Origin of the sequence: Paenibacillus sp. FSL W7-1088 (genome assembly GCF_037969855.1) — a bacterium.
Classification (GTDB): domain Bacteria; phylum Bacillota; class Bacilli; order Paenibacillales; family Paenibacillaceae; genus Paenibacillus.
This window is the reverse complement of sequence record NZ_CP150216.1, coordinates 2,041,634-2,065,205: the sequence shown is the minus strand read 5'-3', so window position 1 is coordinate 2,065,205 and position 23,572 is coordinate 2,041,634. Positions and strand designations below refer to the sequence as shown.

The following is a 23,572-nucleotide window of genomic DNA, read 5'->3' as shown; positions in this document are numbered from 1 at the left end:
GGAGGCTTCTTTAGGCTCGTTCATCGTTTAACATTATGAAATGCTAATCTTCATATCGCAGCCCTCGATCTTTGAGATCAACAGCCAGGCCAGATATCAACAGATACATCTGTTCGGAATGCGCCTGCAGCGCCCGGTTAACCGACGCCATTCTTGCCGCAAAAATGCGTTCTTCCTCTGAAGGATTCAAAGAGCCATGCATTTCATTGGTAATCACGAGCAGCTTTCCCTGGTAAGACAGAAGGGCGTCCAGCAACAGCTGTGTCTCTGAACGCTGCTGATCCAGATCATCACTTGCCCGGAACCCGGCAGCCATCCAGGCCGTCAGACTATCCACAATGACAATTCGCTGATCAGCCAGGAAGAGATTGGATTCCCGATTAATCTGGTGAAGCACCTCCGTCAGGTGCGGGCCGTTCCCAGCCTGGATAGCACGATAATGAGCGGATGGCAATTCGGGAATCACGGGATCATGATCACCAGTGGATAAATAGATGCCCTCCCGGCTAATCCGGGCTGCGTATGCAAGCGCAAATCGGGTTTTACCACTGCCTATGCCGCCTGTGACCGTAATTAGCAATCCGCTCCCCTCCTTCAGTAGCCATACTAGATTGCATTTACTCTGTCAGCGCCTTCAGCACTTTCTTGGATTCTTCGACATTGGACGCCGACACCGGAATGGTAGCAAACAGATTTTGCGCAGCATAATCTACATCTTTGAACATTTGCATATCTTCCAGCGGTATGCCATAAAGATGTGATTCTGTCTTGATATCTGAACCGTCATCTCCTTCACCCTTCTCAACCAAGACACCGCCTTCAAATACACCGCGCTTATACTTCTCCGAATCAAATGTATCATCCAGCGGAATATTGGAGCCGTTACTTCCGTACTGCTTCATATCAGCTTCAGGCAAAATGAAAATATCATGACCACCAGCCGCATACTCTACCATAATTTTCTGAACATCATACATTGCACTGGTGATAACCTCCACCTTGGGCTCCTCGCCCAGCTTCTGCTGCAAATTAGCTTGCAACTGCTCCGAGATCACGGATGGATTTCCTTGGTTATCAATGATAAAAATCGTAAAACCGTCCTTACCGCCACAGCCAGCAAGCAGAAAAATCATAGAAATGATTGCGGTAAGCCCCCAAAATCTCTTCATTCCAGTTCCCCCTTTAGTCTCCTATGTACAATATATCACAATTGTTCCACGCAAAAAAATAACCCTGCCTATCCGAAGCAAACTGTTCATAAGCAAAAAAAAAAGACCCCATCAGGGTCTTCTTCGATTCGCAATATGCGTAACGTTTCGATACAACGAAAAATTACTTTCCTTTAATCGGATTAGCCTTCATGTATTCATTAATCTTCAAATCTAGCAAACTGCTAATTTCAATTACAATATCGGATGTGAATGATTTCTCTTCAAGGAATATCTGTTCCATCTTGCGGCGTAGCATATGGATCTCATCTTCCAAGGAAACGTTATGCAAAGATGCGTGATCCGGTTTCACCGACCATCGGTCGCCATGATCGCCTTCTGCCAAATAATGCCCACGATTAGTCGGTAAATCATATTCAACACAAAACAAAGCCAACCCCTCCTTGGAAAAATTAGTTTCCAAATACAAGAAAAACATATTTCAAATTGAAATTATATCACAATATTTTGTAAAAGAAAGTTATTTTTTTCTAGTTTGAAGAAAGTTTATGTCGATCAGAAGCTTATAATCCCTATTAACCCTCTTTTTGCAGTTTGTAAACAAAGTTTCCGATTCGTTCCAATGCTTCATTCAATTGGGTCACAGATGTTGCATAGGAGCAGCGAAGAAATCCTTCACCTTGCGGCCCAAATACATTACCCGGAACAGCCGCTACTTTATTTTCCGTTAGCAGACGCTCAGCAAAAAGATCGGAACTCAGCCCTGTCTTCTGGATACTAGGAAACGCATAAAATGCTCCCTGGGGTTCATGGCAGTCCAGTCCAATATCTCTAAAACCCTGCACGATAAGGCGTCTGCGCTGATTATAGGATTCAACCATTCTATCCTTCTCACCCAAACCGTTTGTCAATGCCTCAAGCGCGGCCACCTGTCCCATGGCAGGTGCACACATCACCGTGTACTGATGAATTTTGAGCATGGCTGCAATCAGTTCAGGATGTCCGCACATATACCCAATTCGCCAGCCGGTCATCGCAAAAGCCTTGGAAAACCCACTAACCAAAATGGTACGTTCCTTCATATCCGGAATCGAAGCGAAACTAACATGTTTTTGCGTATACGTCAGCTCAGCATAAATCTCATCCGCAATGACGATCAGATCATGCTTTTTGATCACTTCAGCAATAGGCAGCCATTCTTCATAGGTCATGATGGCACCTGTCGGATTGCTCGGATAACAGAGGATAAGAACCTTGGACTTAGGCGTAATTCCCGCTTCCAGCGCCTCGGCAGTCAGCTTGAACTGATCCTTCGCATACGTTTCTACACCAACCGGAATGCCTCCGCCAATCGAAGCGATTGGAGAATAGGCCACATACGAAGGTTCTGGAATTAGAATTTCGTCTCCAGGTACGATCAATGCACGCAATGCCAGATCTATGGCTTCACTGCCACCAACGGTAACGATAATTTCGTCCTTTGGATCATACTTGGTATCAAATTGAGTATCCAGATACTCGCTAATGGCTTCCCTCAGCTTCGGCATACCCGCATTGGAAGTGTAACTGGTCATGCCTCTTTCCAGTGAATATACACAAGCTTCACGCATATGCCATGGTGTTACAAAGTCCGGTTCACCTACACCCAGTGTGATAATATCCTTGTTATCGCCAACCAGATCAAAAAATTTCCGTATGCCGGAAGGCGGAATCTGTTGAACCAAAGGTGCCAAATACGATGTCATTTTCTTGTTGTTTCCTGTTGTCTGTTCATTCACTATCATGACGCATCTTCCTTTACGGCGAGATCATGAGACGGTTGTCTTCCTGATGGTCTTCAAAAATAATCCCGTCCTGTTTATATTTTTTAAGAATAAAATTCGTTTTGGTTGAAAGTACAGAGTCAATCGGAGACAATTTCTCCGAAACAAAATTAGCGACTTCGCGCAGGTTGCCACCTTCCACTTCTACGAGCAGATCATATGCACCTGACATGAGATATACTGATTTCACTTGCGGATACAGATAAATGCGTTCGGCGATCCCTTCGAAGCCACGACCACGCTCAGGCGTAATCTGTACTTCAATCAAGGCTGTTACTTTCTCATCATCAATCTTGCTCCAGTTCACAACGGTTGCGTATTTCACAATCACATGGTCCTGTTCAAGCTGTGTCACGGCGTTCTTGATCTTATCTTCCGACTCCCCCAGCAGCGTCGACAGCAGTGCGGGAGTCCTTCTCGCGTCTTCCTTCAACAAATCCAGAACTTTTAATTGCAGATCGTTCAGATCCTTCATGTCTTTCCCTCCAGCGTCATCCAGGTTCCTGAAAATGAATTAATACTTATATTACATGAATTCAACGATCATGCAAAGACAAAAACCGCCCGCCCTGAATTCGGGCAAGCGGTGGTATGGTCTGCAACAGTACAGTACCTGCTTCAAACCATTATTACAAAGGTTACATGTAATAAGGGTTACCGTAATTCGGTTGATGCTGGGGTACATTAGGCGCTTGGCTGTAAGCACTCGTCTGAGTATTCTTTTCCTGAATGAACTGTTGACATTTCTGTTGGGTCTGGTGGGCCGATTGAATCTGCTTGTCCACATCCTGTCGCAATGCCTTCGAACCTACCGAATACATGTTGTTCTGCTGCATCACATTGAACAGCTCACCTTGCAAACGGAGTGTATCATTGGTCAAGTCTGTGAACATCCGGCGTGTCACGGGACAGGAAGCTTCGGTTGTTGCTGTCGTATATTCGCGCGCGGTTCGTCTTAAATCAGCAAGAATCGACTTCAACAAATCCTGTTCCTGCATAAAAGATCCATTCGATGATAAAGATTGAGAATACACAAAGTTTCCTCCTATACGGTTAGATTCGGCTTCTATTACTGTGCTTGTGTTGGAGCAATAGATTGATGTTGCTGCAAAACATTGACAAGTGTGTTCAGATGCTGTTCATGGGAACGAACATAGTGATTCAGTGCCTGCTGAATTTGCGGATGTTGTGAGATGGAAGCTGTGGCCGCACACTGTTTGATTAGCAATTCTTCATTGGTTATTGAATCCGCAATATAATTCAATTCTTTCGGACTCAGCGCTTGCATGGATTGATTCTGCATGTTCTGGTTGACCTCCTCGGCATTAAGTTATGCGCAATTATTGTTAACCCGGTCACTCAAAAGTATACAAACGTAATCACGAAGGAGATGTTTCTAATGGATCTGGTCTATGGTACACCGTTCTGGCCTTCCACTTTTAATCCGAATTCCACCTACCCCTCGCTACAAAACGACATTTCCTGTGACTGCTTGATTATAGGTGGTGGTATGGGGGGTGCACTGACTTCCGAATTGCTCTCGGAGCGTGGAGTTAAAACGGTTGTTATTGATAAGAGAAAGATTGCACATGGCAGCAGTTCAGCCAATACAGGACTTTTGCAGTACACAAACGACAAAACATTGACATCCTGCATCAATACCTTTGGCGAAAAGACAGGCTTGCGCTTCTATCAACTGTGTCGTGAAGCCATGCAGAAGCTCGCACAAATTGCAGACAGGCTCGATACCGATCCCTGGTTTATTCAGCGGACCAGTCTCTGTTTTGCCAGCAGCACTGATGATGTAGCCATGCTGGAGGAAGAATATCAAACGTTGAAGCATTATGGCTTTGAAGCTGAGCTGTGGAATTCCGACAAAATCAGCAGCCATTTCCCCTTCAGCAAACCTGCCGCACTATATACGTTGGGGGATGCTGAAGTGAACCCGTATCGCTTTGTTCATGCCTTGTTTGAATCGGCAAGTAAACGAGGAGCACGAATCTATGGACAGACGGAGATGATTCATTGTGAATTCGATGATGATGGTGTACTCTGCCATACTTCAGGTGGAAAAATCCGAGCACGCAAGGTTATTTTTGCTGCCGGTTATGAGACGCAGACCATCAAAAAGGATCAAGGAGCCTACCTGCAAACCACCTATGCTATTGCTACTAAGCCGTTGCCTGACCTGAAAGAATGGTACGAACACAGTCTGATCTGGGAGACAGCACGCCCTTACCTGTATATGAGAACTACACCAGATGGACGGATCATTGCTGGCGGTCTGGATGAAGAGACACCTAGGGAAGATCAGCGTGAAATTCGGGCAAGACACCGGGGAGATACACTCCTGGAAGAAGTCCGCTCTTATTTCCCACTAGAAGGTCTTGAAGTGGATTATGCCTGGGGTGCCGTGTTTGGCAATACACATGACGGACTTCCGTTTATCGGCCCACATCCTGAATACCCGCATTCTTATTTTCTCGAGGGTTATGGCGGTAACGGGACGGTGTACAGCATGTTCGCTGCTTCTATTTTGGCCGATGCTGTTACAGGAGTTGAGAATGGCGATATGGAACTTTTCTCATTAACGAGAACGAGTAAACCATCTCCTGTGTAAGTAACGTCTCACATAAATAAGGGTACAGCTCAGGATTCATCCCTGAACTGTACCCTTTTCCCTATGCTGAGGGTTCTTGCTGATCCGGATGCACTAACATGTTGCGCATGAATATCCAGCCAATGAGTGGAAAAGCCCCCAGCGCCACAATAAGCCAGGTTAACGTTTGCAACGAAGGGCCATTCATGACCGTCACAATAAATACAGCAAGGCCAAATAAACGACCGACCATCAAACAAAGCTCCCTTAATACGACAAGTTCAACCCTTTTCTCTACATTTTCGCCGCTCGCTCCCATCAGGTCGAATCCTGCCGAAATCATCGGCAAAATATACAACGGCATCGACAAGGCAGATCCAATTCCCATAATCAAAAGCGTACCATAGCTGACCTTCCATAATAGCGGAATCAACACGATGAATAACAATATCGCGCCGATTAACATCCCCCTGGACCTGTATTGCGGCTTAAACCATTTTCCTGCGGCCCAGTAACTCACCAGTGCTACGGCAGAAGTGATTAGCGAGAACTGTCCTAGCTTATACTCCTGCTTAGTTGCCACATAGACGAGCAGCGCAATCAGAAAGGCAAATACGCCTTCCCGCACGCCTTGCGCAAACAGTCCCATGCCAAGTGGCCTCCATGCACTATCTCTGGCAGACAACTGTCGCCACGGTTCAGACCAGCGGTATGTTCCGCTGACTTCCCTTTTTTTCAGAAAAAAACTGAACACAACGGCAATCACATATATGACCAATGACACCGTAAAAATAAGGCGATAACCCGAATTATCAATCATTCGTGAAATAATAAGACCTGAGAACCACGGGCCGATGATGCCTGTCATGGAACCCAGTAGACCCACCCAGCCATTGAACAGGTCCCGATTCTCCCGGTCAGTCACTTCAAAATAAACCACATTAAACGCAATCCAGAACAATCCAAGTGCGCATCCAAACAAAATTCCCAGAGGCCATATCCAGTCAACCGCCTTGGGTCCCGCCCATAACACAAGCATGTAAAAAATACCTGACAAGGCCGTTCCCAATCGCAACGCACTCATTTTGTTATGTTCCTTGACCCACTTTCCCGCAAGCCAAAACGTGAGCCCAAGTGCAATTTGCTGGCTGATCGTAAACCATCCCAGCATGGCGTAGTCCGGACGGCTTTTCCATAGATACACATTCAGAAACGTTCCCGACAAAGCTCCGGCTAACACAAACAATCCATTCACGCCTAGTAGCAGAATGGATTGTCGGCCCAGTGAAATCTTCATCTGCTCCCTCCTCATTCCACCTGAAGTCAGTACTTCACAGGCAAGGTATCAGGGTTAACGTACCCCAAGCAGAAGGAAAACATGATGAATTTCCCGGAATATTATATTTCAGTAACATTTTAATCCCTTATTTCCGTGCACTCAAATTCTGGATCAGACGCAGACGATCATCTTCTGACAAATTATATTGAACCTGGAAGCAGCCTGAGCATACATACATTTGTACAGAGAACGGCGCATCCAGCAACGAGTCCGTACCTAAGACAGCATTGGCAACAGGATTAAACGTATCCTTGGTAGCCTTCTGTGTACCCGTGAGGATCATGAATTCACGACAGTGCGGGCATTCCGGCACCTCTTCTTGCAAATCAAGCTGCTTCTCCACGCCTTCTTCGTATTGAATCAGATCATTGCCCTCATCCGCATACTTCGTCAATGTACGAAGCTCCGGCAATTTCAGCTCTACTTCGTCTCCCCACAGGTTGGCGAGATCCGAAGTTTGTTCATCGTCCTCGACATCATCCAGATCATAGATGTCTTCCTCGGCTTCATCGTTCTCTTCATCACCGATATTGATGTTTAGTGTACGATATCCCTTTAATTCATTGTGGCAGTAAGGGCATTCTTCTTCAGGACCTAACTCCTCATCCCATACAATCTCGGTGTGGCACCATGGACATACTGTTGGTTCCATATTGAATCAACCTTTCTCTTTCAGATAATCATGTGTTCAACACATAAATGACGCCTATGGCAAAAAATACAATCGATGCAGCAAACAGAATCCGTATCAATATTTTCATGAACGGTCCCCCTACATGATGCTCGCGCCAATAACAAATGACAACGAGACGGAAATAATCATGGATATCAATCCTACGGCCCGGTTATCCGCTGCAATCTCCTTGTCAATCGAGAACACCGGCGTCAGAAACTCGAATAGAAAATAGGCAATGAGCAGAAGGACAAATCCTACAAATGACCACGTCATAGCTTCATACACCGATGATTTGGCCTGAATGCAGAAATGAAGCACGTTGCAAATTCCAAAGATTTTGCCTCCTGTAGCCATCGCAACCGCCACATTGCCCTTCTTGATTTCATGCCAGCATTTGTACTTGGTCACCAGTTCAAAGCAAGCCAGAAATACAAGCAGCTCCATAATCGCTACGGAGAAAAATCCGAGCACCATCCCCAAGGGATGAGACAGCAATTCGTCAATCGTCCCTTTCACTCATCGTTCCCCTTCCCCATTCTGCTGCCTGAACTCACTCAGGCGGCAGAACTTCTTTGATTCCTGGTCGGGCTATTCCAATTCTGCGACGGTCACACCGTTTCCGCCTTCTCCGTAATTGCCCAGCCGGTAACTTTTTATATGTCTATGCTTACGCAGGTAATCCTGAATACCGGAACGCAAAATTCCTGTTCCTTTACCGTGGATAATGTAAACCTGACCCAGATTAGCAAGGAAAGCTTCATCGATAAAACGATCTGTCTCCATCAAGGCTTCTTCCAGATTTGTACCCCGCAGATCCAGTTCACTTTTCACATTGTCATCGCGAGTTCGTTTCACACCAGTTACCGGTTTCTGCTTCGGTTTGGCTTCTGCTGGTGCAGACTGCTGTAATTCAAGGTCATTCAGGGATACTTTCATTTTCATGATGCCCAATTGAACCATAGCATCCTTGGTGCCTGACATCTCCACCACATGACCTTTTTGATTCAAACTGTACACAAGAACTTCATCGCCCGGTCCAATGGCACGAGACTTCGTTGCCGTTGAAGTACGTTTAACTGTCTTCTTGCGTTTCTCAGGTTCAGCTTCATCCAGTTGTTTACGAGCAGCAATAAGTTTGTGCTCCTTCACGGATGCGCCTTCTTCCATGGCGAGCTGGCGAAGATCGGCTATAATCTTCTCAGCTTCCGCTCTGGCCTTGTCCACAATGTTACGAGCATCTTCTTCCGCTTTTTCAATGCGGCGGTCACGCTGCTGTTCCAACTTCTCCAGTTCGGCTTGATGACGGCTGCGCAATTTCTCCATATCCTGACGCAAACGCTCTGCACTCTCACGTTCTTGCTCCGCAGTAAGCCGGTTTTCTTCCAAGGAAGCAATCATATTCTCTACGCGCTGGTCTTCCTCTTTCACTTCACCACGAGCGTAATCCAGGATGTATCCTGGCAGGCCGAGCCGCTCCGCAATTGCGAACGCATTACTCCGTCCCGGAACACCGACGAGCAGTCGGTAGGTAGGGCTGAGTGTATTAACGTCGAATTCCATGCTGGCATTAATAACGCCTTTGCGCTCATAAGCGTAAGCTTTCAGCTCACTGTAATGAGTTGTTGCTACCATGCGGCATCCGGTCTGATGCATATGCTCCAGAATGGAGATCGCCAGCGCAGACCCTTCTGCCGGGTCAGTACCTGCACCGAGTTCGTCGAGCAGCACCAGGCTCTTGGTTGTCATGTTCTTCAATATCCGAATGATGTTCGTCATATGACTGGAGAACGTACTCAGGTTCTGTTCAATACTTTGCTCGTCACCGATGTCCGCGTAAATTGCATCAAATACGCATAGCTGGCTGCCATCTTCCGCTGGAACGAACAAACCTGACATCGCCATGAGGCTCAGTAACCCAATCGTTTTGAGGGTAACTGTCTTACCACCCGTATTGGGACCCGTTACGATAATGGACGTATAATCGTTACCGAGTTCAATGTCGGTTGGCACCACATTTTCAATCGAGATCAGCGGATGGCGCCCCTTTTTGAGCTTGATGAATCCACGATCATTCATGCGTGGCAAGGTGGCTTTCAATTCACGGGCAAGACGTGCTTTGGCAAATATGAAATCCAGCGATCCCAGCAGGTCAACATCAACCAATAACCACTCTGCCTGTTCACTGACAAGTGCAGTCAATTTCTGCAAAATCACTTCAATTTCGCGTTCTTCCCGAATCCGGGTCTCGCGCAATTTGTTATTCATCGCAACGATGGATTCCGGCTCAATAAACAGCGTTGCTCCCGAACCGGATTGATCATGTACAATCCCGCCAAAGTAAGAGCGATATTCCGATTTCACGGGAATCACGAAACGGTCTCCCCGAATGGTAATCAACTGGTCCTGCAGCATTTTGGATACCGTCGAAGAACGAATCATCGAATCCAGTTTCTCGCGGATGCGAGCTTCACCGCCACGCAGCTCACGACGAATCTGCGCCAGTGTTACACTCGCGCTGTCTGAGACTTCGGCATTGTCGTCAATACAGATACGAATTGCATCTTCAAGCGCTTTTTGCTCAGATAACTGATCACTGATATAGAAAATCGATTCCACCTTTTCATCATCGTGGAGCGCAGCGATCTGACGTTTCAGTCGACGTGCCGCCAAGGTGGTGTTGGAAATTCCCAGTAACTCATGTGGGTTTAACGTGCCCCCTATTTCGGCGCGTTTGATCGAAGCGGTGATATCCACAATTCCCCCAAAAGATGGAGAGCCTTTCAGACGATCAAAGGTAAAGGCTTCATCGGTTTGCTGGAGCAGTCTCTTCACTTCTTCCAGTTCACTGATCGGCTCCAATTGTTCCGCTTTCTTTTTTCCCATCGTAGTCTGGGCAAAGCTTTGCAATGTATTTAAAATTTTTCGATATTCCAATGTGTGTAAAATTTTCGTGTCCAAGTGTACAACTCCTTCCAAACTATAACTGTATTATAACGAAAGAAACTTTCGAGCGCTATTTAACGAATCCTTCCACACATAACTTGGGACATAGCGCAGCAAACTACAGGTGTCAGGATTGTGCAACCTCGCCATTCAACAGGATGCACAATGCTCAATCTGATCTGAATAAAGGAGGTATAACGCTATGAATTTTCTGGGACATGTCGTGCGATTTATCATCGCCGCAATTGTATTGATGGTCGTCAGCTGGATCGTACCCGGATTTGCAGTAGGTGGTTTCTGGAGCGCACTTATGCTTGCTCTGGTTATTGCACTGCTCGGCTGGGTTGTTGAAGGCATCTTCGGTAAAAGGGTTAATCCTTTTGGCCGGGGTATTGTCGGCTTCATCGTCAGCGCACTGGTGATCTGGATTGGTCAATATGTCGTAGATCATGTGCATGTCAGTCTGCTTGGTGCTGTTCTGGCTGCATTGGTCATTGGGATCATCGATCTGTTCATCCCGGTTTCCACCCCTTTTGATGCCGGAAGAAGGTCGAAAGATCACGCATAGGCTCCACGTACACTCTCCATAGGCTTCCCCTAAACCTCTGATGGCTTAAACGCCTGAAGAGGTTTATTTTTTGGGGGTTATAAGCATGCCCGGATGTTCAAAAAAACGACATAGGCAGCATGTACAGGCATCGACAATTTGCGGTATGATGACTGGAGCAATCATTCAAATTTTATCCATATCACGCTTTTTAAGGAGGCAATATGATGAAGAAAGGCATGGCATGGCTCGCAGCCTTTATGTTGATTCTGGTCCTTGCTGCCTGTGGTGGAACTGGACAATCCGCAGAATCAAATGGCGAGTCCGATTCGGGTGCAACTGCAAGCGAAGAACTGGTAATCAAAGCAAGCAACTATGAATTTGACCAACCTGAATACCATTTGAAAAAAGGTGTCCCGGTTAAGATTGTTTATGAAAATACAAACGGAAACCATGGTGTTCTCGTGCCTGAGCTGAACCTTCGGCTGGATACCAAGAACAATTCCAAAGTGATTACTCCCGACAAGGCAGGGGAATTTGAAATGTCCTGTTCCGTCTTTTGCGGAAGCGGTCACAGCAGTATGATCTCCAAAATTATTGTTGAAGAATAGTGTTCAAGACAAGGAGCCCCCGTAGGACGGGAGCTCTTTCTTTATTATAACAAATTGTACAAGAGTGCGCTGTTCAGGATTCCAGTTATGACATAATCATCAGCTAGGTCTGATCCTGCTCAATCAATTCAATCCATTCGTTATATTCCGTCTGCAATTTCGTATATTCATCCCTCAATTGGCGGTATTCCGTATTCAGTTGCTCCGCCTTCTCCTGCTCCATCTCACGTTCAACCTGCAGCAAACGTAACTGATTGGCCGCGAGTTCATACCGCTCACCGATGTCCAGCAGTTCATTTTCCATCGTCTGCTTTTCTTCGATTGCTTCCGCACGCTGCTGGGCAAGCTGCTGCCGCTCGTGTTCCAGCTCTTCTACCTTCTCCACACTGGCAGCACTTTCTTTCTGCCAGAGATTCAATTCATTCTCCAGTGCAGTCCATCGTTCTTGCCAGGACTGCTCCTGAGCCGTCCATTCATCTGCACGACGTTGCCAAACCTGATCTTGTTGTTCCGCATGTTGTTCTGCTTGTTCTACCCTGGAGCTTAGCTCAACTTCCCGAGTAGTCAGCTCTTGCAGGCGAGAGGAGAGCTCTGCCTGTTTGGCAGACAATTCTTCATGTTTAATCTGCCACTCAAGTGCTTCTTCTTCTGTCTGAGCCAATAAGCTGCCTTGTTCATCGATCCGTTCAGATAGCCGATTGGCATTCTGCCTGGACTCTTCAAGCGCACGCAAGATTTCTTTCTTTTCTTCGCTCATCTCATTCAGCTGGCGAGCATAGTCTTCTTCACGCTGCAGTGCATCACCATATTCCTTGCGGATTTGTTTATAATTTTCCTGCAGCTTGTTTAGCTCTTCACGTGCATCATTCAATTCACCATCAAGCTCTTTATGTTGCAGTTCCAGACGACCAGCTTGTGCAATGTAACGTTCTGCTTCTTCGCTGGCGTGACGAGCTTCTTCTTTAACAACAGATAATTCATCATGAAGGGACTGCACACCAGACTCCAACGTTTCATTCTGTTCTGCAGCTTCAAGTACCTGTGTCTCTAATTCACCGATCTCGATCAGACGTTGTTCAGCCTGCTCTTTCCAGGACTGCTCGCTCTGCGTCAGTGCACCGAGCTCATGTTGCAATGTGCGTACTGCCGCATGGGCCTGCTCAAGCACTTTTTGCAGCCTGCGCTGCTCATCCTCAGACTTCACTTCAGCTTCACGAAGTTTCTTGACTTCCTGTTCGAGCTGTCCGTGCTGCTCCTGTACTTTTCGCAGCTGTGCGGTCAGAGAAGATTCACGTTCAATGGTTTCGTTATACTGCTGTTTCCATTGCTGCTCCGCTTCCCGGAACTGCTCCGCCTCAGCTTCTGTGTAGCGGAGTTGTTCAGTCAGCTGAGCACTATCTGCTTTTAATTGTTCCAGCTGCTGCTCCAATTCCGTAATTCGACGAAGCTGAATTTCCTGTTCCTGCTTGTATACGGCTTGTTCTTTGCGCAACGTTTCAGTCTGACTACGTTCGTGTTGGAGTTGTTGCTCCTGATCCACAACAACTTCTTGAGCATTCTTGAGCTGCTTACGCACCTCGGCTAATTGACTTTCAACATCGGCTAAGCGAGATTTAGCCTGTTCACGCTCTTCTTCCAACTGCTGCTTCAGCTTGCCTCGTTCTTCTTCCAGCAAAATCTCAGCAGTTACCGCAGCTTCGCTCGCCTGAGTCTGGGCCGCTTCATGGATTTGCTGAATCTGCTCTTCATAGGCCGCTTCTTTTTCCATCCATTCCAATTCGGCCTGTTCGGATGACTCCTTGAACGTAGCATTCAGCTGTTCAATCTCAGCCAGTCGCTTCTGCTCTGCTTGTTGCTGCAGTGCGGCTTGTTCTTGTTTTGCCTTTTCAGTCAGTTCTTGAGCTTGATTCACGGCAGCCTGCTCTGCCTGATGTAAACGCTGCTCCATCTCGGATTGAAGTTCACGGTATTGAAGCTGGGCTTCTTCCTGAACCTTTTGCAATTGAGCCTCGGCTTGTTCCAATTCAGACAAAATTGCCGCTTCGGCTTGTTCCTTCGCCGTTTGTACTTGCTGTGCGGCTTGAGCCTCAATTTTTTGACGTTCTGCCATGGCCCGAGCTTCGGCCTCTTTCAGTTGAGCTGCCGTCTTATCCTGCAGCTCCTTGTATTGTGCAGCCGCTTTGGCTTGTGCTTGCTGCAATTCATTTGCGGAACGTGCCTGTGCTTCCTTCAGCTGGGCTGCCGCCTGAGTCTGTGCATTCTTCATTTGATTCGCTGCTTTTTCTTCTGCTTCTTTCAGACGCGCCTGCGCCTTCTCCTCGGCTGCTTTAAGCTGCGCCGCAGTTTGAGCCTGAAGCTTTTGCTCTCGACCTGCTGCCTGAGCGCGCTCCTGCTCCAGGAGTGTATTCAACTTGGCTATTTCTGCCTGCTGATCCTTCTGGAGCTTCGCGATGGCTTGTTCCGCCTCAGCCTTAAGCTTCAATGCTTCAGCGAGTGCTTGGTCACGGCGTTCCAGTTCCTGCTGATGTTCATTTTGTATGGCATTCAACCGATTGAGTTCATTTCTCATTTCGGTACGTTCACCGGTCAGCATTTTCAGCTCATTTCGAATTTCCTGAGTCTGAAGAGACTGCTCAGCCATATGTACAGCTGCCAGAACTGCAATACGCGGGGTATCCAGTCGGGAATGATGTTTGGAGATGGCGCTCATCCGCTCATCCACCAGGTTAGCTACTTGTTTCATATAGTCGGCACTGCTGCCAACCAGTTTATAGGAAGTCCCGTAGATCTCTACGGTGACGCGTGTACGATCAGGTGTAGTCACAGTTGTGCCCTCCTTCAAGTCTGTATGTTGATTCTAAGCTGTAAAACAAAAAAAGTCACATCGATCCTCTAATGCTAAGGATTCGATGTGACTTCAAGCAATTCCTGCTAATCTTTGTTCAAAAAATTGACTTATGTTCTATTTACGTAATTCGGCTGCAAATTGCTCCTCCAGACGTGCAACAACACGAGCATGAACCTCGGTAATTTCCTCATCCGTCAATGTGCGTTCACGGTTGCGATAAACGAGAGCCATCGCTACGCTCTTCTTGTCTTCACCCAGCTTGCTGCCTGTGAACACGTCGAATACCTGTACGGTTTGCAACAGTTCACCAGCAGATTCACGAATCGCACGCAGCATATCCCCAGCTTCGATATCTTTATTCACAACAACGGCGATATCCCGCTCAACTGCAGGGAAACGTGGAAGCTCACGATAACGGATATCCGCATCCGCTTCACTATAGATCGCTTCGAGCGCAATCTCCGCCAGATATACATCGTTCAAATCATACTGCTGCTGCAGTTCAGGGTGCAATTGACCCATCGTACCAATCCGTTTGCCCTCTCCGCCATCTTTTGCATCCAGGTATACCGATGCAGAGCGACCAGGATGGAAACCTTCAGGACTGTTTGCCACCAGGCGAATGCGCTGCTCCAGACCCACATAGCCGAACAGGTTTTCAAGTGCACCTTTCAGATCGAAGAAGTCCACTTTCTCTGCTCCCACATTCCACTGCTGGGATGCACGATTTCCCGTGAGCAACAAGCTCAGGACCGGAATTTCATGCGGTTGCTTCGTCAGCTTTTCTTCCTCAGTGAAGAACACACTGCCTACTTCAAATACAGCCAATGAATCTTGCTTACGGTTCATGTTATACACCGCTGCATCCAACATTTGCGGCAAAATGCTCTTACGAAGCACGCTGCGATCCTCACTCATTGGCATAGCCAGCTTCACGGCTTTACTGCCTTCTGTCAGAGCAGGGAACAAGGAGACTTTATCCGGGTGTACGAATGAATAGCTGATCATTTCCTGCCAGCCACTGCCTGCAAACAGACCACGAATGGTACGGCGCATTGCTTGCGAACGCGTATAAGCACCTGGTGTTGTTGGTCCTTCAATCAACGTAGTTGGAATATTGTCGTATCCGTACAGACGGGCAATCTCTTCAAACAGATCCACATCAAGTGTAATATCCCCTCTGCGGCTAGGCACTTCAACATCAAGCAGACCTTGCTGCGAATCACCACATGCAAAGTGCAAACGAGCGAAAATGGTTTTCACTTCAAGCAGGGACAACTCGGTTCCCAAATAGCGATTCAGTTTATCCAGCGACAGCTGCACAACATGTTTATCCGCTGCGGCTGTTCCAGCTTCCACGATCCCCTGATGAACTTCGCCTTCCGCATAACGCTGAATCAATTCAGCCGCACGGTTCAATGCCGTAATGACAGCAGCCGGATCGACCTCTTTCTCAAAACGCATGCTTGCTTCGGAACGCAGCCCCAGTTGGCGCGACGTTTTCCGAACGGTTCCGCCGTCGAACTTGGCGGATTCCAGTAACAGATTGACTGTGGTTTCCGTTACCTCAGAATTCTCGCCACCCATAACACCCGCGATGGCTACCGGTTTCACGCCATCCGTAATGAGCAGCATATGCGGCTCCAGCTTGCGCTCCTGACTATCCAACGTCACGATCGTTTCGCCTTCTTTGGCCATTCGCACTTCGATATGGCCCTTCTCCAGCTTATCTGCATCAAAAGCATGCAGCGGCTGTCCGTATTCCAGCATGACATAGTTCGTGATGTCAACGATATTATTGATTGGGCGGATGCCCGCAGCCATCAAACGGTTTTGCATCCACTGCGGGGAAGCTCCCAGCTTGATGCCAGTTATATAGCGGGCTGCATAATGACTGCATTGTTCATCAGCCGTAATCTCAACCGAGATATGATTTGCAGCCGCATCACCGATTTCCACCAACTTTTGAGTGGGATCAGGCAGTTTCACTTCACGACCGAGAATTGCACCTACTTCATAAGCGGCACCAAGCATGCTCAGACAGTCGGAGCGGTTCGGTGTCAGGTCCAGTTCAAGAACATGATCGTCGAGACCAAGCACTTGGCTGATTGGCGTGCCAATCTCCGTTTGTGCTGGCAGAACGAGAATGCCTTCCTGTTGGTCCTTCGGCAGCAGCTTGTCGTTCATGCCCAGTTCTTTGGCAGAGCAGATCATGCCAAGGGATACAACGCCGCGCAGCTTGGCTTTTTTGATATCGAGTCCACCAGGGAGCTTCGCTCCTACCAGGGCAACGACTACCTTTTGACCCGCATCCACATTTTTCGCACCACATACGATCTGCAGATCTTCTTCCTGTCCGGCATCAATCACACATACATTCAGCTTATCAGCGTCAGGGTGCTTCTCCTTGCTCTTCACGTAACCGACTACCACGTTGTTCACGCCCTGGTTCCGGTTCTCCACTACATCAATCTCAATCCCCGCACGGGTGAATTTCTCTGCCAACTCCTGCGGTGCCACGCCTTCCAGCGCGATATAATCAGACAGCCAATCTGTCGATACTCTCATGGACGTTCACTTCCTAATCTATGAATTGGTGTTGCAAATGAAGGGCGTTCGCCCTGTATGCTACTTCGGTAATTACAGTCGTCCGAATTGTTTCAAGAACGCCATATCACTGTTGTAGAAATGACGAATATCATCAATGCCGTATTTCAGCATGGCGATACGCTCTACGCCCATTCCGAATGCAAACCCACTGTATTTCTCCGGATCATAACCGCCCATCTCAAGCACTTTCGGGTGAACCATACCGCCGCCCAAAATCTCAAGCCAACCAGTCTGTTTACATACCCGGCAGCCACTGCCTCCACATTGCACACAAGTCACATCCACTTCAGCACTTGGCTCGGTGAACGGGAAGAAGCTTGGACGAAGACGAATTTCAGTGTGTGAACCAAACATTTCGCGTACGAATTGCAGCAAGGTACCTTTCAGGTCACTCATGCGAATGTTCTCGCTAATAACCAAACCTTCAACCTGATTGAACTGGAACGAATGCGTCGCATCGTCATCGTCACGACGGTATACTTTACCCGGGCAGATGACTTTAACAGGCACTTCGCCTTTCATGCTTTGCATCGTGCGAACCTGAACCGGTGACGTATGCGTACGCATCAACAGATCTTCTGTTACATAGAAAGAATCCTGCATATCACGCGCCGGATGGTTCTTCGGCAGATTCAGTGCTTCGAAGTTGTAATAATCCATTTCAACCTCAGGACCTTCCGCTATGCGGTATCCCATACCAATGAAAATATCTTCGATTTCCTGTACCACTTTGGTCAGTGGATGCAGTCCGCCTTGGCGTCCGCGACGTCCTGGCAGGGTCACATCAATTTTTTCGGACTGCAGGCGTTTCGCCGTCTCTTCCTTCTGGAACTGCTCCTGCTTGCTGTCAATGACTGCTTCAATCGCGCCGCGAACATCATTCGCAACCTGACCAATCACTGGACGTTCCTCTGCACTAAGCGCACCCATGCCGCGCAAAATCTCGGTCAATGCACCCTTTTTCCCCAAATACTTTACACGCAGATCACTCAGCGTTTGTGGATCGTTCACGCCAGACAGTTGCTCCAGCGCTTCGATCTTTAATGCCTCCAAACGTTCTTTCATGTGTAAATGCCCCCTTTATGTGGTTAAATGCAACAAAAAAAGGCCTTCTCTCCCCTGAAGGGACGAAAAGACCGTGGTACCACCCTTGTTAGACATTCAGTGCTGCCCGGCCCTTCCGGCCTGCAACATGTTTGCCTCACTCTATACGGAATAACGACCGTTAACCGTTACCCCCTACTAACTCCTGCGATGAATCGCAAGACATGGTTCAGGGAACCGCTCCGGAGTGAATTTCAGCAGCCTTGTTCTACAGAAACGCTCTCAATCTACGGCGCTTCCTCCCTGTCCAGAGGCACTGCTTACTTGTCTCCATCATCACGTTTGCATGTCAGATAAACCTTCAAATTTACTGATGATCGTCCATTATTATATGCAAAATCGCTCGAAATAGCAAGCCGTAAAGCAGCATAATCAAACGTTAAGCCAAAAAGTAAACCCGCATAAGCTTTGTCAGTCAACTACTTCTGTTTTCGCAGCTCGTGCAACTGTTTTAAACGACGCTGAATTTCGCGAACCTCAGCAACCTCAGCCGCTCGTTCAATTATATCATCAGGCTTAGTCAGCACATCATTGCCCGCACTGTTCATGGGAGATAATAACTCGGACAAACGCATTTCAAGCCGCAGCCGTTCATCATCTGACTCCCGAACCTCAAGGGCGGACTCTCTTAGTTTAATGGATTGCTCCCAGTCTTCCACGCCACCTTCGAACAATGTAGCCTTCCCCCCGGGCTCCAGATCAAGCAAGCGGCTGGCAAGCACTTTGGTCAACATACGGTCATGGGATACGAGCACCAGTGCTCCGGATGCCTGCTTCAATATATTCTCCATCACTTCCTGGGTGTCAATATCCAAATAGTTCGTCGGTTCATCCAGTACCAGTACATTAGAACCTCCGAAATACAACCGCAGGAAAGCAACTCTGCACTTTTCTCCCATACTCAAATCCCCTATACGCTTGAACACATCATCTCTTGAGAATAAAAAGCATCCGAGAATGGTACGTGCAGCACTTTGGGTCATGGATGGAAGACTGAGCAAACTGTCCAGAAGTGTCTCGCTTTCCGGTAACCCTTCAAGCTCTTGCGAAAAATAACCGATCTTCAGCTGTGGATGGCGTGTCACCTCGCCTTGAGAAGGTTCCAGTTCGCCAATCATCAATTTCAGTAGTGTCGTCTTGCCTGTGCCATTCGGACCACGTACGGCAAGACGATCCCCACGTTCGACCGCAATCCGAAGATTGTGAAGCAATGTCCGACTTCCCGGATAAGCAAAGCTAACGTCTTCCAGTGCAAGGAGCTGGCGGGCAGCCAGCGTATTCACTTGCAGCTCCATGTTTAATTTTGCAGCTTCGCGGGGTTTATCCACCCGTTCTTTCTCCAGACGCTCCAGTTGTTTTTGCTTGGCATGGTAGCGGGAAATGTTCTTGTTGGCTTTCGCTTTGTAAAAGCTCTGAGTTATTTTCACTTCCACATCGCATGCTGAATTATGAGCCTGATGAAACCACTGCTGATAATTGCGAATTGTCTCTTCTAGTGCTTTTCGCTCCAGTTCCTGCTTGCGATAAGTTGCTTCCTGCTCACGCAATTCGCGTTCCTTATGGCCTTTGTAATCCGTGTAGCCGCCCTTATATTTGGTGAGGGCATCCGGGCTAAACTCAATGACACCCGTTGCAACCTGATCAATAAAGGTCCGGTCATGAGAGACAAATAATAATGTTCCGGTATAGGCGGAAAGCCATTCCTCAAGCCAGCGCATGCTCTCTTCATCCAGATGATTCGTCGGTTCATCCAAAATCAGAAATTTGGGTTTACTGACCAGCAATCCTGCGAGACGGGCCTTCGTTTTTTGCCCACCACTCAAAGAATGATACGGCCGACTCCAATGTTCCGACGATAACCCCAAACGCGTCAGTACCTTCTCTACCTCAGTCTCCCACATATACCCGTTCAATTGCTCATATTGTTCCATCGCTATCGTATAGGCTTCGAGCAGCCGCTGCTCATCTGCCGCTCCACTGCTGCTCATCCGTTGTTCTAATTCTTCCAGGTCACGCTTCACCTCGTAGATCCGCCCACTTTCCTGCCGGATAGCATCAAGCACATTCATCTCAGGTTTGATCAAGGAGCGCTGGCGCATGAAACCCCACTCCTGCTGCGGAATGTGGCGTTCGATGCGTCCACCGCCCTCTTCTTCTCCAAGAATGATGCGTAATAAGGTGGTCTTGCCACAGCCGTTGCGACCCAGAATAGCGAGCCGCTCACCTTCATTTATTTCGAGATTCAATCCTGCAAACAACTCATTTCCGTTCCACTCTTTCGATACTTCATGTAGGCGTACCATTGTCATCATGAGGCCTCATCCTTCCTGCAATTCAAAATAAAAAAACCGCTGGCATCAGCCGGCGGTCTGGCAATTCAGGATTGGATAAAGCGTCAAAAAAACAAGCATAAGATACCCCACGGCATGAATAAAGAACCCTTAAAAGGGTATACACAAGCTAAGCCAGAACAGCCTGCCTGCTTCCATACCTGATCCCATAGCTGAATTTGGACACACGAATCCCCTCATTGCTCAGCCGCTTTGGCTGACTGCGTCAATACACTCTCTGCAGTTACTGGGGTTCAATTCATGTGTTTTACTTCATGGGACGTATGGTTACCTCTCATTCATGTGTAGTATCGATTTCTCCGTTATTGTACCAGATGATGGGGAAAAAGCAAAGGTTTTGAATTTCAACCTCTCCATTCAATATAACTTTTCAATATAACTTTTAGTCATTTGATTTCAGAAAAAAAGAAAAAACCCTTGTTTTCACAAGGATTTCAAGTGTTGCATTAGTTAAGCGGGTGATGGGAATCGAACCCACGCTATTAGCTTGGAAGGCTAAAGTTCTACCATTGAACTACACCCGCACGAATGACGATCGGGACGACACGATTTGAACATGCGACCCCCTGGTCCCAAACCAGGTGCTCTACCAAGCTGAGCTACGTCCCGTCAAGTTCCGAGGAACATTAACATGAATTTTATAAAATTAATATACCATGATCATCCAATGCTTGCAACTTCTTTTTACCACTTCCCTCTAACCTTTCGAAACAAAAACAAGACAGAAGCGTGTTCACGCCCCCGTCTATCCTTAACCCGTAGGTTTATCCACATCTCTCAAAAATTTTTTTTCAAAATCGGCTGCCACAATCGGTTTGCTGAAAAAATACCCTTGAGCCTCATGACAATGCTGATCACGAAGAAACGAAAGCTGGTCCTCATTTTCAACCCCTTCAGCCGTTACTTTCAGCTGCAGGTGATGAGCCATTGACGTAATGGTCGATACAATTGCCGCGTTATTGCTATCCTCCATCACTTCATTAACAAAGGAACGATCAATCTTGAGTCGGTCAATCGGTAGATCTTTCAGATAGTGCAGTGAACTGTATCCTGTGCCAAAATCATCAATACTGATGTGCACACCAATTTCCTTAATTTTGCGCAACTGCTCAAACGCACGATCCTTGTCAAACGTCATGCTCTCCGTAATCTCAAGCTCAAGCCACACAGGTTCCAAGCCTGTCTCCTTGAGAATGCCGCTGATGTTGTCCAGCAGATGGGAATGCCTGAATTGTCTCATGGACAGGTTAACCGATACACAAAGCTTGCGGTAACCCGCTTCTTGCCATCGCTTGTTCTGTGCACACGCCTCACGTAATACCCATTCTCCAAGCGGCACAATCAGCCCACTCTCCTCAGCAAGAGGAATAAATTCACCTGGGGATACTGCCCCTCTCAGCGGATGCTGCCAACGCACCAATGCCTCCATACCCACAATCAAGCCACTCGCCAGATTAACCTGCGGCTGATACACAAGATAGAATTGCCCACGATCCAGTGCTTTGCGCAAATCATTCTCAAGCTGCAAACGTTCCTGGGCTTTCATCTGCATCGCATGGGCATATCGGTTTAGCTCTATTCCCTGCTCTTTGGCATTATGCAGCGCCGTATCCGCATTCTGGATGATCTCTTCCGGTGAGTCTCCGTCATGCGGGAATATCGCCATACCGATACCTAACGTGAGATGATACTCGTTCCCATCCACCGTTACAGGTTTTTCGAACAGTTGCAAGATCGATCTTGTCCGCCGCAACGCCGTATCTGTTGTGAAGAAGTCTGTCATGGTCAGTACGAATTCATCTCTTCCCAGTCCGAACACTTCCTCTCCGGGGAGCGAAGAATGCTTCAAACGCTGTCCAACCTGACGAAGTACACGGTTAGCCGCTTGTTGACCCAGCGAATCATTAATCGTTTTGAACCGGTTAATATTCAATACCAGGACTCCGACAAGCTGCTCCTCTACCCTAGCTGAATTCATCATCACTTTCAGTCGCTGAGAAAGACGACGGCGATTCGGCAGCCCTGTCACATCATCATGGTGAGCAATAAAATTCATTTTCGCTTCCGCCACCTGTTGTTTGAGGAAAGGCGTATCCACTACAAACGAATACAGTCCCTTCTGGATGAAGAAATAGCCCAAACAATCGCTTAACAGACCTAACAAGAGATTGAGGTCATTAATCTTCGTAGCAGACACAAAGTAACATTCTCCAAAGAAAAAACAGAGAATGGCACAAAGAATGGTAGGCAGATCACCATCTTTGCCTTTTTTCCATTGAATGAATAACACGACCGCAGTCACGCCATACAGGATTCCGATCAGAAAATGAATTCTTGTAAACATGCCGCCAAGCACATTCCCCTCCAGCAAGTTCGGCAGTACAGACCATTCCTGAATGGCCACTGTATACAAAATAACAAAAATACCGACTGTTCCACTGAAGATTAAAAATTTGCGTGGTAACGCAATTTCCCTCTCGCTGACTGCATATATGACTAGCAAACCTGCCGCACAAACCAGAGATCCAAGCGACATCATCTTCAGCGAGAATTCGGACTCGACCATCGCGCCATTCGGCAATTCTTCGGCAAAAGAAACGATGTGAACCAATTCAAACAAACCAATCAATAAAAACAGCGTAGTCATAAGGACCCTTCGGAGGGTCAGTCGTTGAGTTTGAAACAACCAGCTTTGATTATAAATGCCGATACAGGCCGCTGCCGCAGCGAATCCACCCAAGAGTGTCAAAACCGGATAACCGGATATGATCAGATCAGAGCTTGCAGAGGAACGAAACCATTGACTTGCGAGGAAACACAATAAGCCGCCTATCGCGACCCAACCTATTTTTCTCTGATCTTGCTGATTAGCCTTCATGCCGTGTTTTTTCCTTCCCGGGATCACCTATCCTGAAATAACCTTAACGATATAAATCTACATTGTTACATAAT

Annotated in this window: 19 protein-coding genes and 2 tRNA genes; 3 read left to right on the top strand and 18 right to left on the bottom strand. The window is 47.5% G+C overall.

Features of this window, described 5'->3' with window-relative positions; genetic code table 11:
- Positions 1 to 43: 43 nt before the first annotated feature.
- The 7 genes from MKY42_RS09570 to MKY42_RS09540 form a co-directional block, all read right to left on the bottom strand.
- On the bottom strand, positions 44 to 580 hold the full coding sequence (locus MKY42_RS09570; protein ID WP_339850630.1) for a bifunctional adenosylcobinamide kinase/adenosylcobinamide-phosphate guanylyltransferase: 537 nt from the start codon (positions 578 to 580) through the stop codon (positions 44 to 46).
- 37 nt (positions 581 to 617) lie between these two features.
- The gene (locus MKY42_RS09565) at positions 618 to 1,169 is read right to left on the bottom strand and encodes a hypothetical protein (RefSeq protein WP_090895169.1); all 552 of its coding nucleotides are present in this window, start codon (positions 1,167 to 1,169) and stop codon (positions 618 to 620) included.
- Positions 1,170 to 1,332: 163 nt separating this feature from the next.
- Positions 1,333 to 1,599 carry an aspartyl-phosphate phosphatase Spo0E family protein gene (locus MKY42_RS09560; protein WP_053780449.1) on the bottom strand — a complete coding sequence of 89 codons (267 nt, stop codon included), beginning with the start codon at positions 1,597 to 1,599 and terminating at the stop codon, positions 1,333 to 1,335.
- Positions 1,600 to 1,744: 145 nt separating this feature from the next.
- A complete protein-coding gene (locus tag MKY42_RS09555; protein WP_090895166.1) occupies positions 1,745 to 2,953 on the bottom strand; it encodes an aminotransferase class I/II-fold pyridoxal phosphate-dependent enzyme in 1,209 nt (402 codons plus the stop codon).
- Positions 2,954 to 2,966: 13 nt separating this feature from the next.
- Positions 2,967 to 3,467, bottom strand: a complete 501-nt coding sequence (locus MKY42_RS09550) for an Lrp/AsnC family transcriptional regulator (protein ID WP_090895164.1) — start codon at positions 3,465 to 3,467, stop codon at positions 2,967 to 2,969.
- Positions 3,468 to 3,630: 163 nt separating this feature from the next.
- A complete protein-coding gene (locus tag MKY42_RS09545; RefSeq protein ID WP_090895162.1) occupies positions 3,631 to 4,026 on the bottom strand; it encodes a spore coat protein in 396 nt (131 codons plus the stop codon).
- 35 nt (positions 4,027 to 4,061) lie between these two features.
- Positions 4,062 to 4,295 (bottom strand): hypothetical protein, encoded by a 234-nt coding sequence (locus MKY42_RS09540; protein ID WP_090895159.1) that lies wholly within the window; start codon positions 4,293 to 4,295, stop codon positions 4,062 to 4,064.
- 96 nt (positions 4,296 to 4,391) lie between these two features.
- On the opposite strand from MKY42_RS09540, the gene MKY42_RS09535 reads away from it, so the two are divergent.
- Complete coding sequence (locus tag MKY42_RS09535; RefSeq protein ID WP_090895157.1) at positions 4,392 to 5,612, top strand: FAD-dependent oxidoreductase; 1,221 nt, start codon at positions 4,392 to 4,394, stop codon at positions 5,610 to 5,612.
- A 61-nt stretch (positions 5,613 to 5,673) separates the two neighbouring features.
- Here MKY42_RS09535 and MKY42_RS09530 read toward each other — a convergent pair whose 3' ends face one another.
- The 4 genes from MKY42_RS09530 to MKY42_RS09515 form a co-directional block, all read right to left on the bottom strand.
- Positions 5,674 to 6,888 (bottom strand): MFS transporter, encoded by a 1,215-nt coding sequence (locus MKY42_RS09530; protein WP_090895155.1) that lies wholly within the window; start codon positions 6,886 to 6,888, stop codon positions 5,674 to 5,676.
- A 127-nt stretch (positions 6,889 to 7,015) separates the two neighbouring features.
- Positions 7,016 to 7,582: a hypothetical protein gene (locus tag MKY42_RS09525; protein ID WP_090895152.1), complete on the bottom strand. Its 567-nt coding sequence runs from the start codon at positions 7,580 to 7,582 to the stop codon at positions 7,016 to 7,018.
- Between the two features lie 120 nt (positions 7,583 to 7,702).
- Positions 7,703 to 8,080: a DUF350 domain-containing protein gene (locus tag MKY42_RS09520; RefSeq protein WP_090902038.1), complete on the bottom strand. Its 378-nt coding sequence runs from the start codon at positions 8,078 to 8,080 to the stop codon at positions 7,703 to 7,705.
- Positions 8,081 to 8,194: 114 nt separating this feature from the next.
- On the bottom strand, positions 8,195 to 10,564 hold the full coding sequence (locus tag MKY42_RS09515; protein ID WP_090895150.1) for an endonuclease MutS2: 2,370 nt from the start codon (positions 10,562 to 10,564) through the stop codon (positions 8,195 to 8,197).
- Between the two features lie 187 nt (positions 10,565 to 10,751).
- Here MKY42_RS09515 and MKY42_RS09510 point away from each other — a divergent pair, with 187 nt between their 5' ends.
- Both MKY42_RS09510 and MKY42_RS09505 read left to right on the top strand, forming a co-directional pair.
- Complete coding sequence (locus tag MKY42_RS09510; RefSeq protein ID WP_053780442.1) at positions 10,752 to 11,117, top strand: phage holin family protein; 366 nt, start codon at positions 10,752 to 10,754, stop codon at positions 11,115 to 11,117.
- Positions 11,118 to 11,323: 206 nt separating this feature from the next.
- Positions 11,324 to 11,707 carry a cytochrome C oxidase subunit II gene (locus MKY42_RS09505; protein WP_090895147.1) on the top strand — a complete coding sequence of 128 codons (384 nt, stop codon included), beginning with the start codon at positions 11,324 to 11,326 and terminating at the stop codon, positions 11,705 to 11,707.
- Between the two features lie 103 nt (positions 11,708 to 11,810).
- Here MKY42_RS09505 and zapA read toward each other — a convergent pair whose 3' ends face one another.
- From zapA to MKY42_RS09470, 7 genes are all read right to left on the bottom strand, one after another.
- Positions 11,811 to 14,531, bottom strand: a complete 2,721-nt coding sequence (zapA, locus tag MKY42_RS09500; RefSeq protein ID WP_339850623.1) for a cell division protein ZapA — start codon at positions 14,529 to 14,531, stop codon at positions 11,811 to 11,813.
- A 138-nt stretch (positions 14,532 to 14,669) separates the two neighbouring features.
- Positions 14,670 to 17,123 (bottom strand): phenylalanine--tRNA ligase subunit beta, encoded by a 2,454-nt coding sequence (gene pheT / locus MKY42_RS09495; protein WP_339850621.1) that lies wholly within the window; start codon positions 17,121 to 17,123, stop codon positions 14,670 to 14,672.
- 72 nt (positions 17,124 to 17,195) lie between these two features.
- Positions 17,196 to 18,230, bottom strand: coding sequence for a phenylalanine--tRNA ligase subunit alpha (pheS, locus tag MKY42_RS09490; protein WP_109999538.1), 1,035 nt, complete (start codon positions 18,228 to 18,230; stop codon positions 17,196 to 17,198).
- Positions 18,231 to 18,688: 458 nt separating this feature from the next.
- Complete coding sequence (abc-f, locus tag MKY42_RS09485; RefSeq protein WP_339850618.1) at positions 18,689 to 20,581, bottom strand: ABC-F type ribosomal protection protein; 1,893 nt, start codon at positions 20,579 to 20,581, stop codon at positions 18,689 to 18,691.
- Positions 20,582 to 21,073: 492 nt separating this feature from the next.
- Positions 21,074 to 21,144: transfer RNA gene (locus tag MKY42_RS09480), tRNA-Gly, on the bottom strand.
- Between the two features lie 11 nt (positions 21,145 to 21,155).
- Positions 21,156 to 21,229 (bottom strand) — tRNA-Pro (locus MKY42_RS09475).
- Between the two features lie 142 nt (positions 21,230 to 21,371).
- Positions 21,372 to 23,498 carry an EAL domain-containing protein gene (locus tag MKY42_RS09470; RefSeq protein WP_090895138.1) on the bottom strand — a complete coding sequence of 709 codons (2,127 nt, stop codon included), beginning with the start codon at positions 23,496 to 23,498 and terminating at the stop codon, positions 21,372 to 21,374.
- Between the last annotated feature and the right edge of the window lie 74 nt (positions 23,499 to 23,572).

Coding starts and splice junctions, on each gene's coding strand:
- MKY42_RS09565 (WP_090895169.1), bottom strand. CDS start 1,169: ATGAAGAGATTTTGGGGGCTTACCGCAATCATTTCTATGATTTTTCTG.
- MKY42_RS09555 (WP_090895166.1), bottom strand. CDS start 2,953: ATGATAGTGAATGAACAGACAACAGGAAACAACAAGAAAATGACATCG.
- MKY42_RS09550 (WP_090895164.1), bottom strand. CDS start 3,467: ATGAAGGATCTGAACGATCTGCAATTAAAAGTTCTGGATTTGTTGAAG.
- MKY42_RS09540 (WP_090895159.1), bottom strand. CDS start 4,295: ATGCAGAATCAATCCATGCAAGCGCTGAGTCCGAAAGAATTGAATTAT.
- MKY42_RS09535 (WP_090895157.1), top strand. CDS start 4,392: ATGGATCTGGTCTATGGTACACCGTTCTGGCCTTCCACTTTTAATCCG.
- MKY42_RS09530 (WP_090895155.1), bottom strand. CDS start 6,888: ATGAAGATTTCACTGGGCCGACAATCCATTCTGCTACTAGGCGTGAAT.
- MKY42_RS09525 (WP_090895152.1), bottom strand. CDS start 7,582: ATGGAACCAACAGTATGTCCATGGTGCCACACCGAGATTGTATGGGAT.
- MKY42_RS09520 (WP_090902038.1), bottom strand. CDS start 8,080: ATGGTGCTCGGATTTTTCTCCGTAGCGATTATGGAGCTGCTTGTATTT.
- MKY42_RS09510 (WP_053780442.1), top strand. CDS start 10,752: ATGAATTTTCTGGGACATGTCGTGCGATTTATCATCGCCGCAATTGTA.
- MKY42_RS09505 (WP_090895147.1), top strand. CDS start 11,324: ATGAAGAAAGGCATGGCATGGCTCGCAGCCTTTATGTTGATTCTGGTC.
- pheT (WP_339850621.1), bottom strand. CDS start 17,123: ATGAGAGTATCGACAGATTGGCTGTCTGATTATATCGCGCTGGAAGGC.
- pheS (WP_109999538.1), bottom strand. CDS start 18,230: ATGAAAGAACGTTTGGAGGCATTAAAGATCGAAGCGCTGGAGCAACTG.
- abc-f (WP_339850618.1), bottom strand. CDS start 20,581: ATGATGACAATGGTACGCCTACATGAAGTATCGAAAGAGTGGAACGGA.
- MKY42_RS09470 (WP_090895138.1), bottom strand. CDS start 23,498: ATGAAGGCTAATCAGCAAGATCAGAGAAAAATAGGTTGGGTCGCGATA.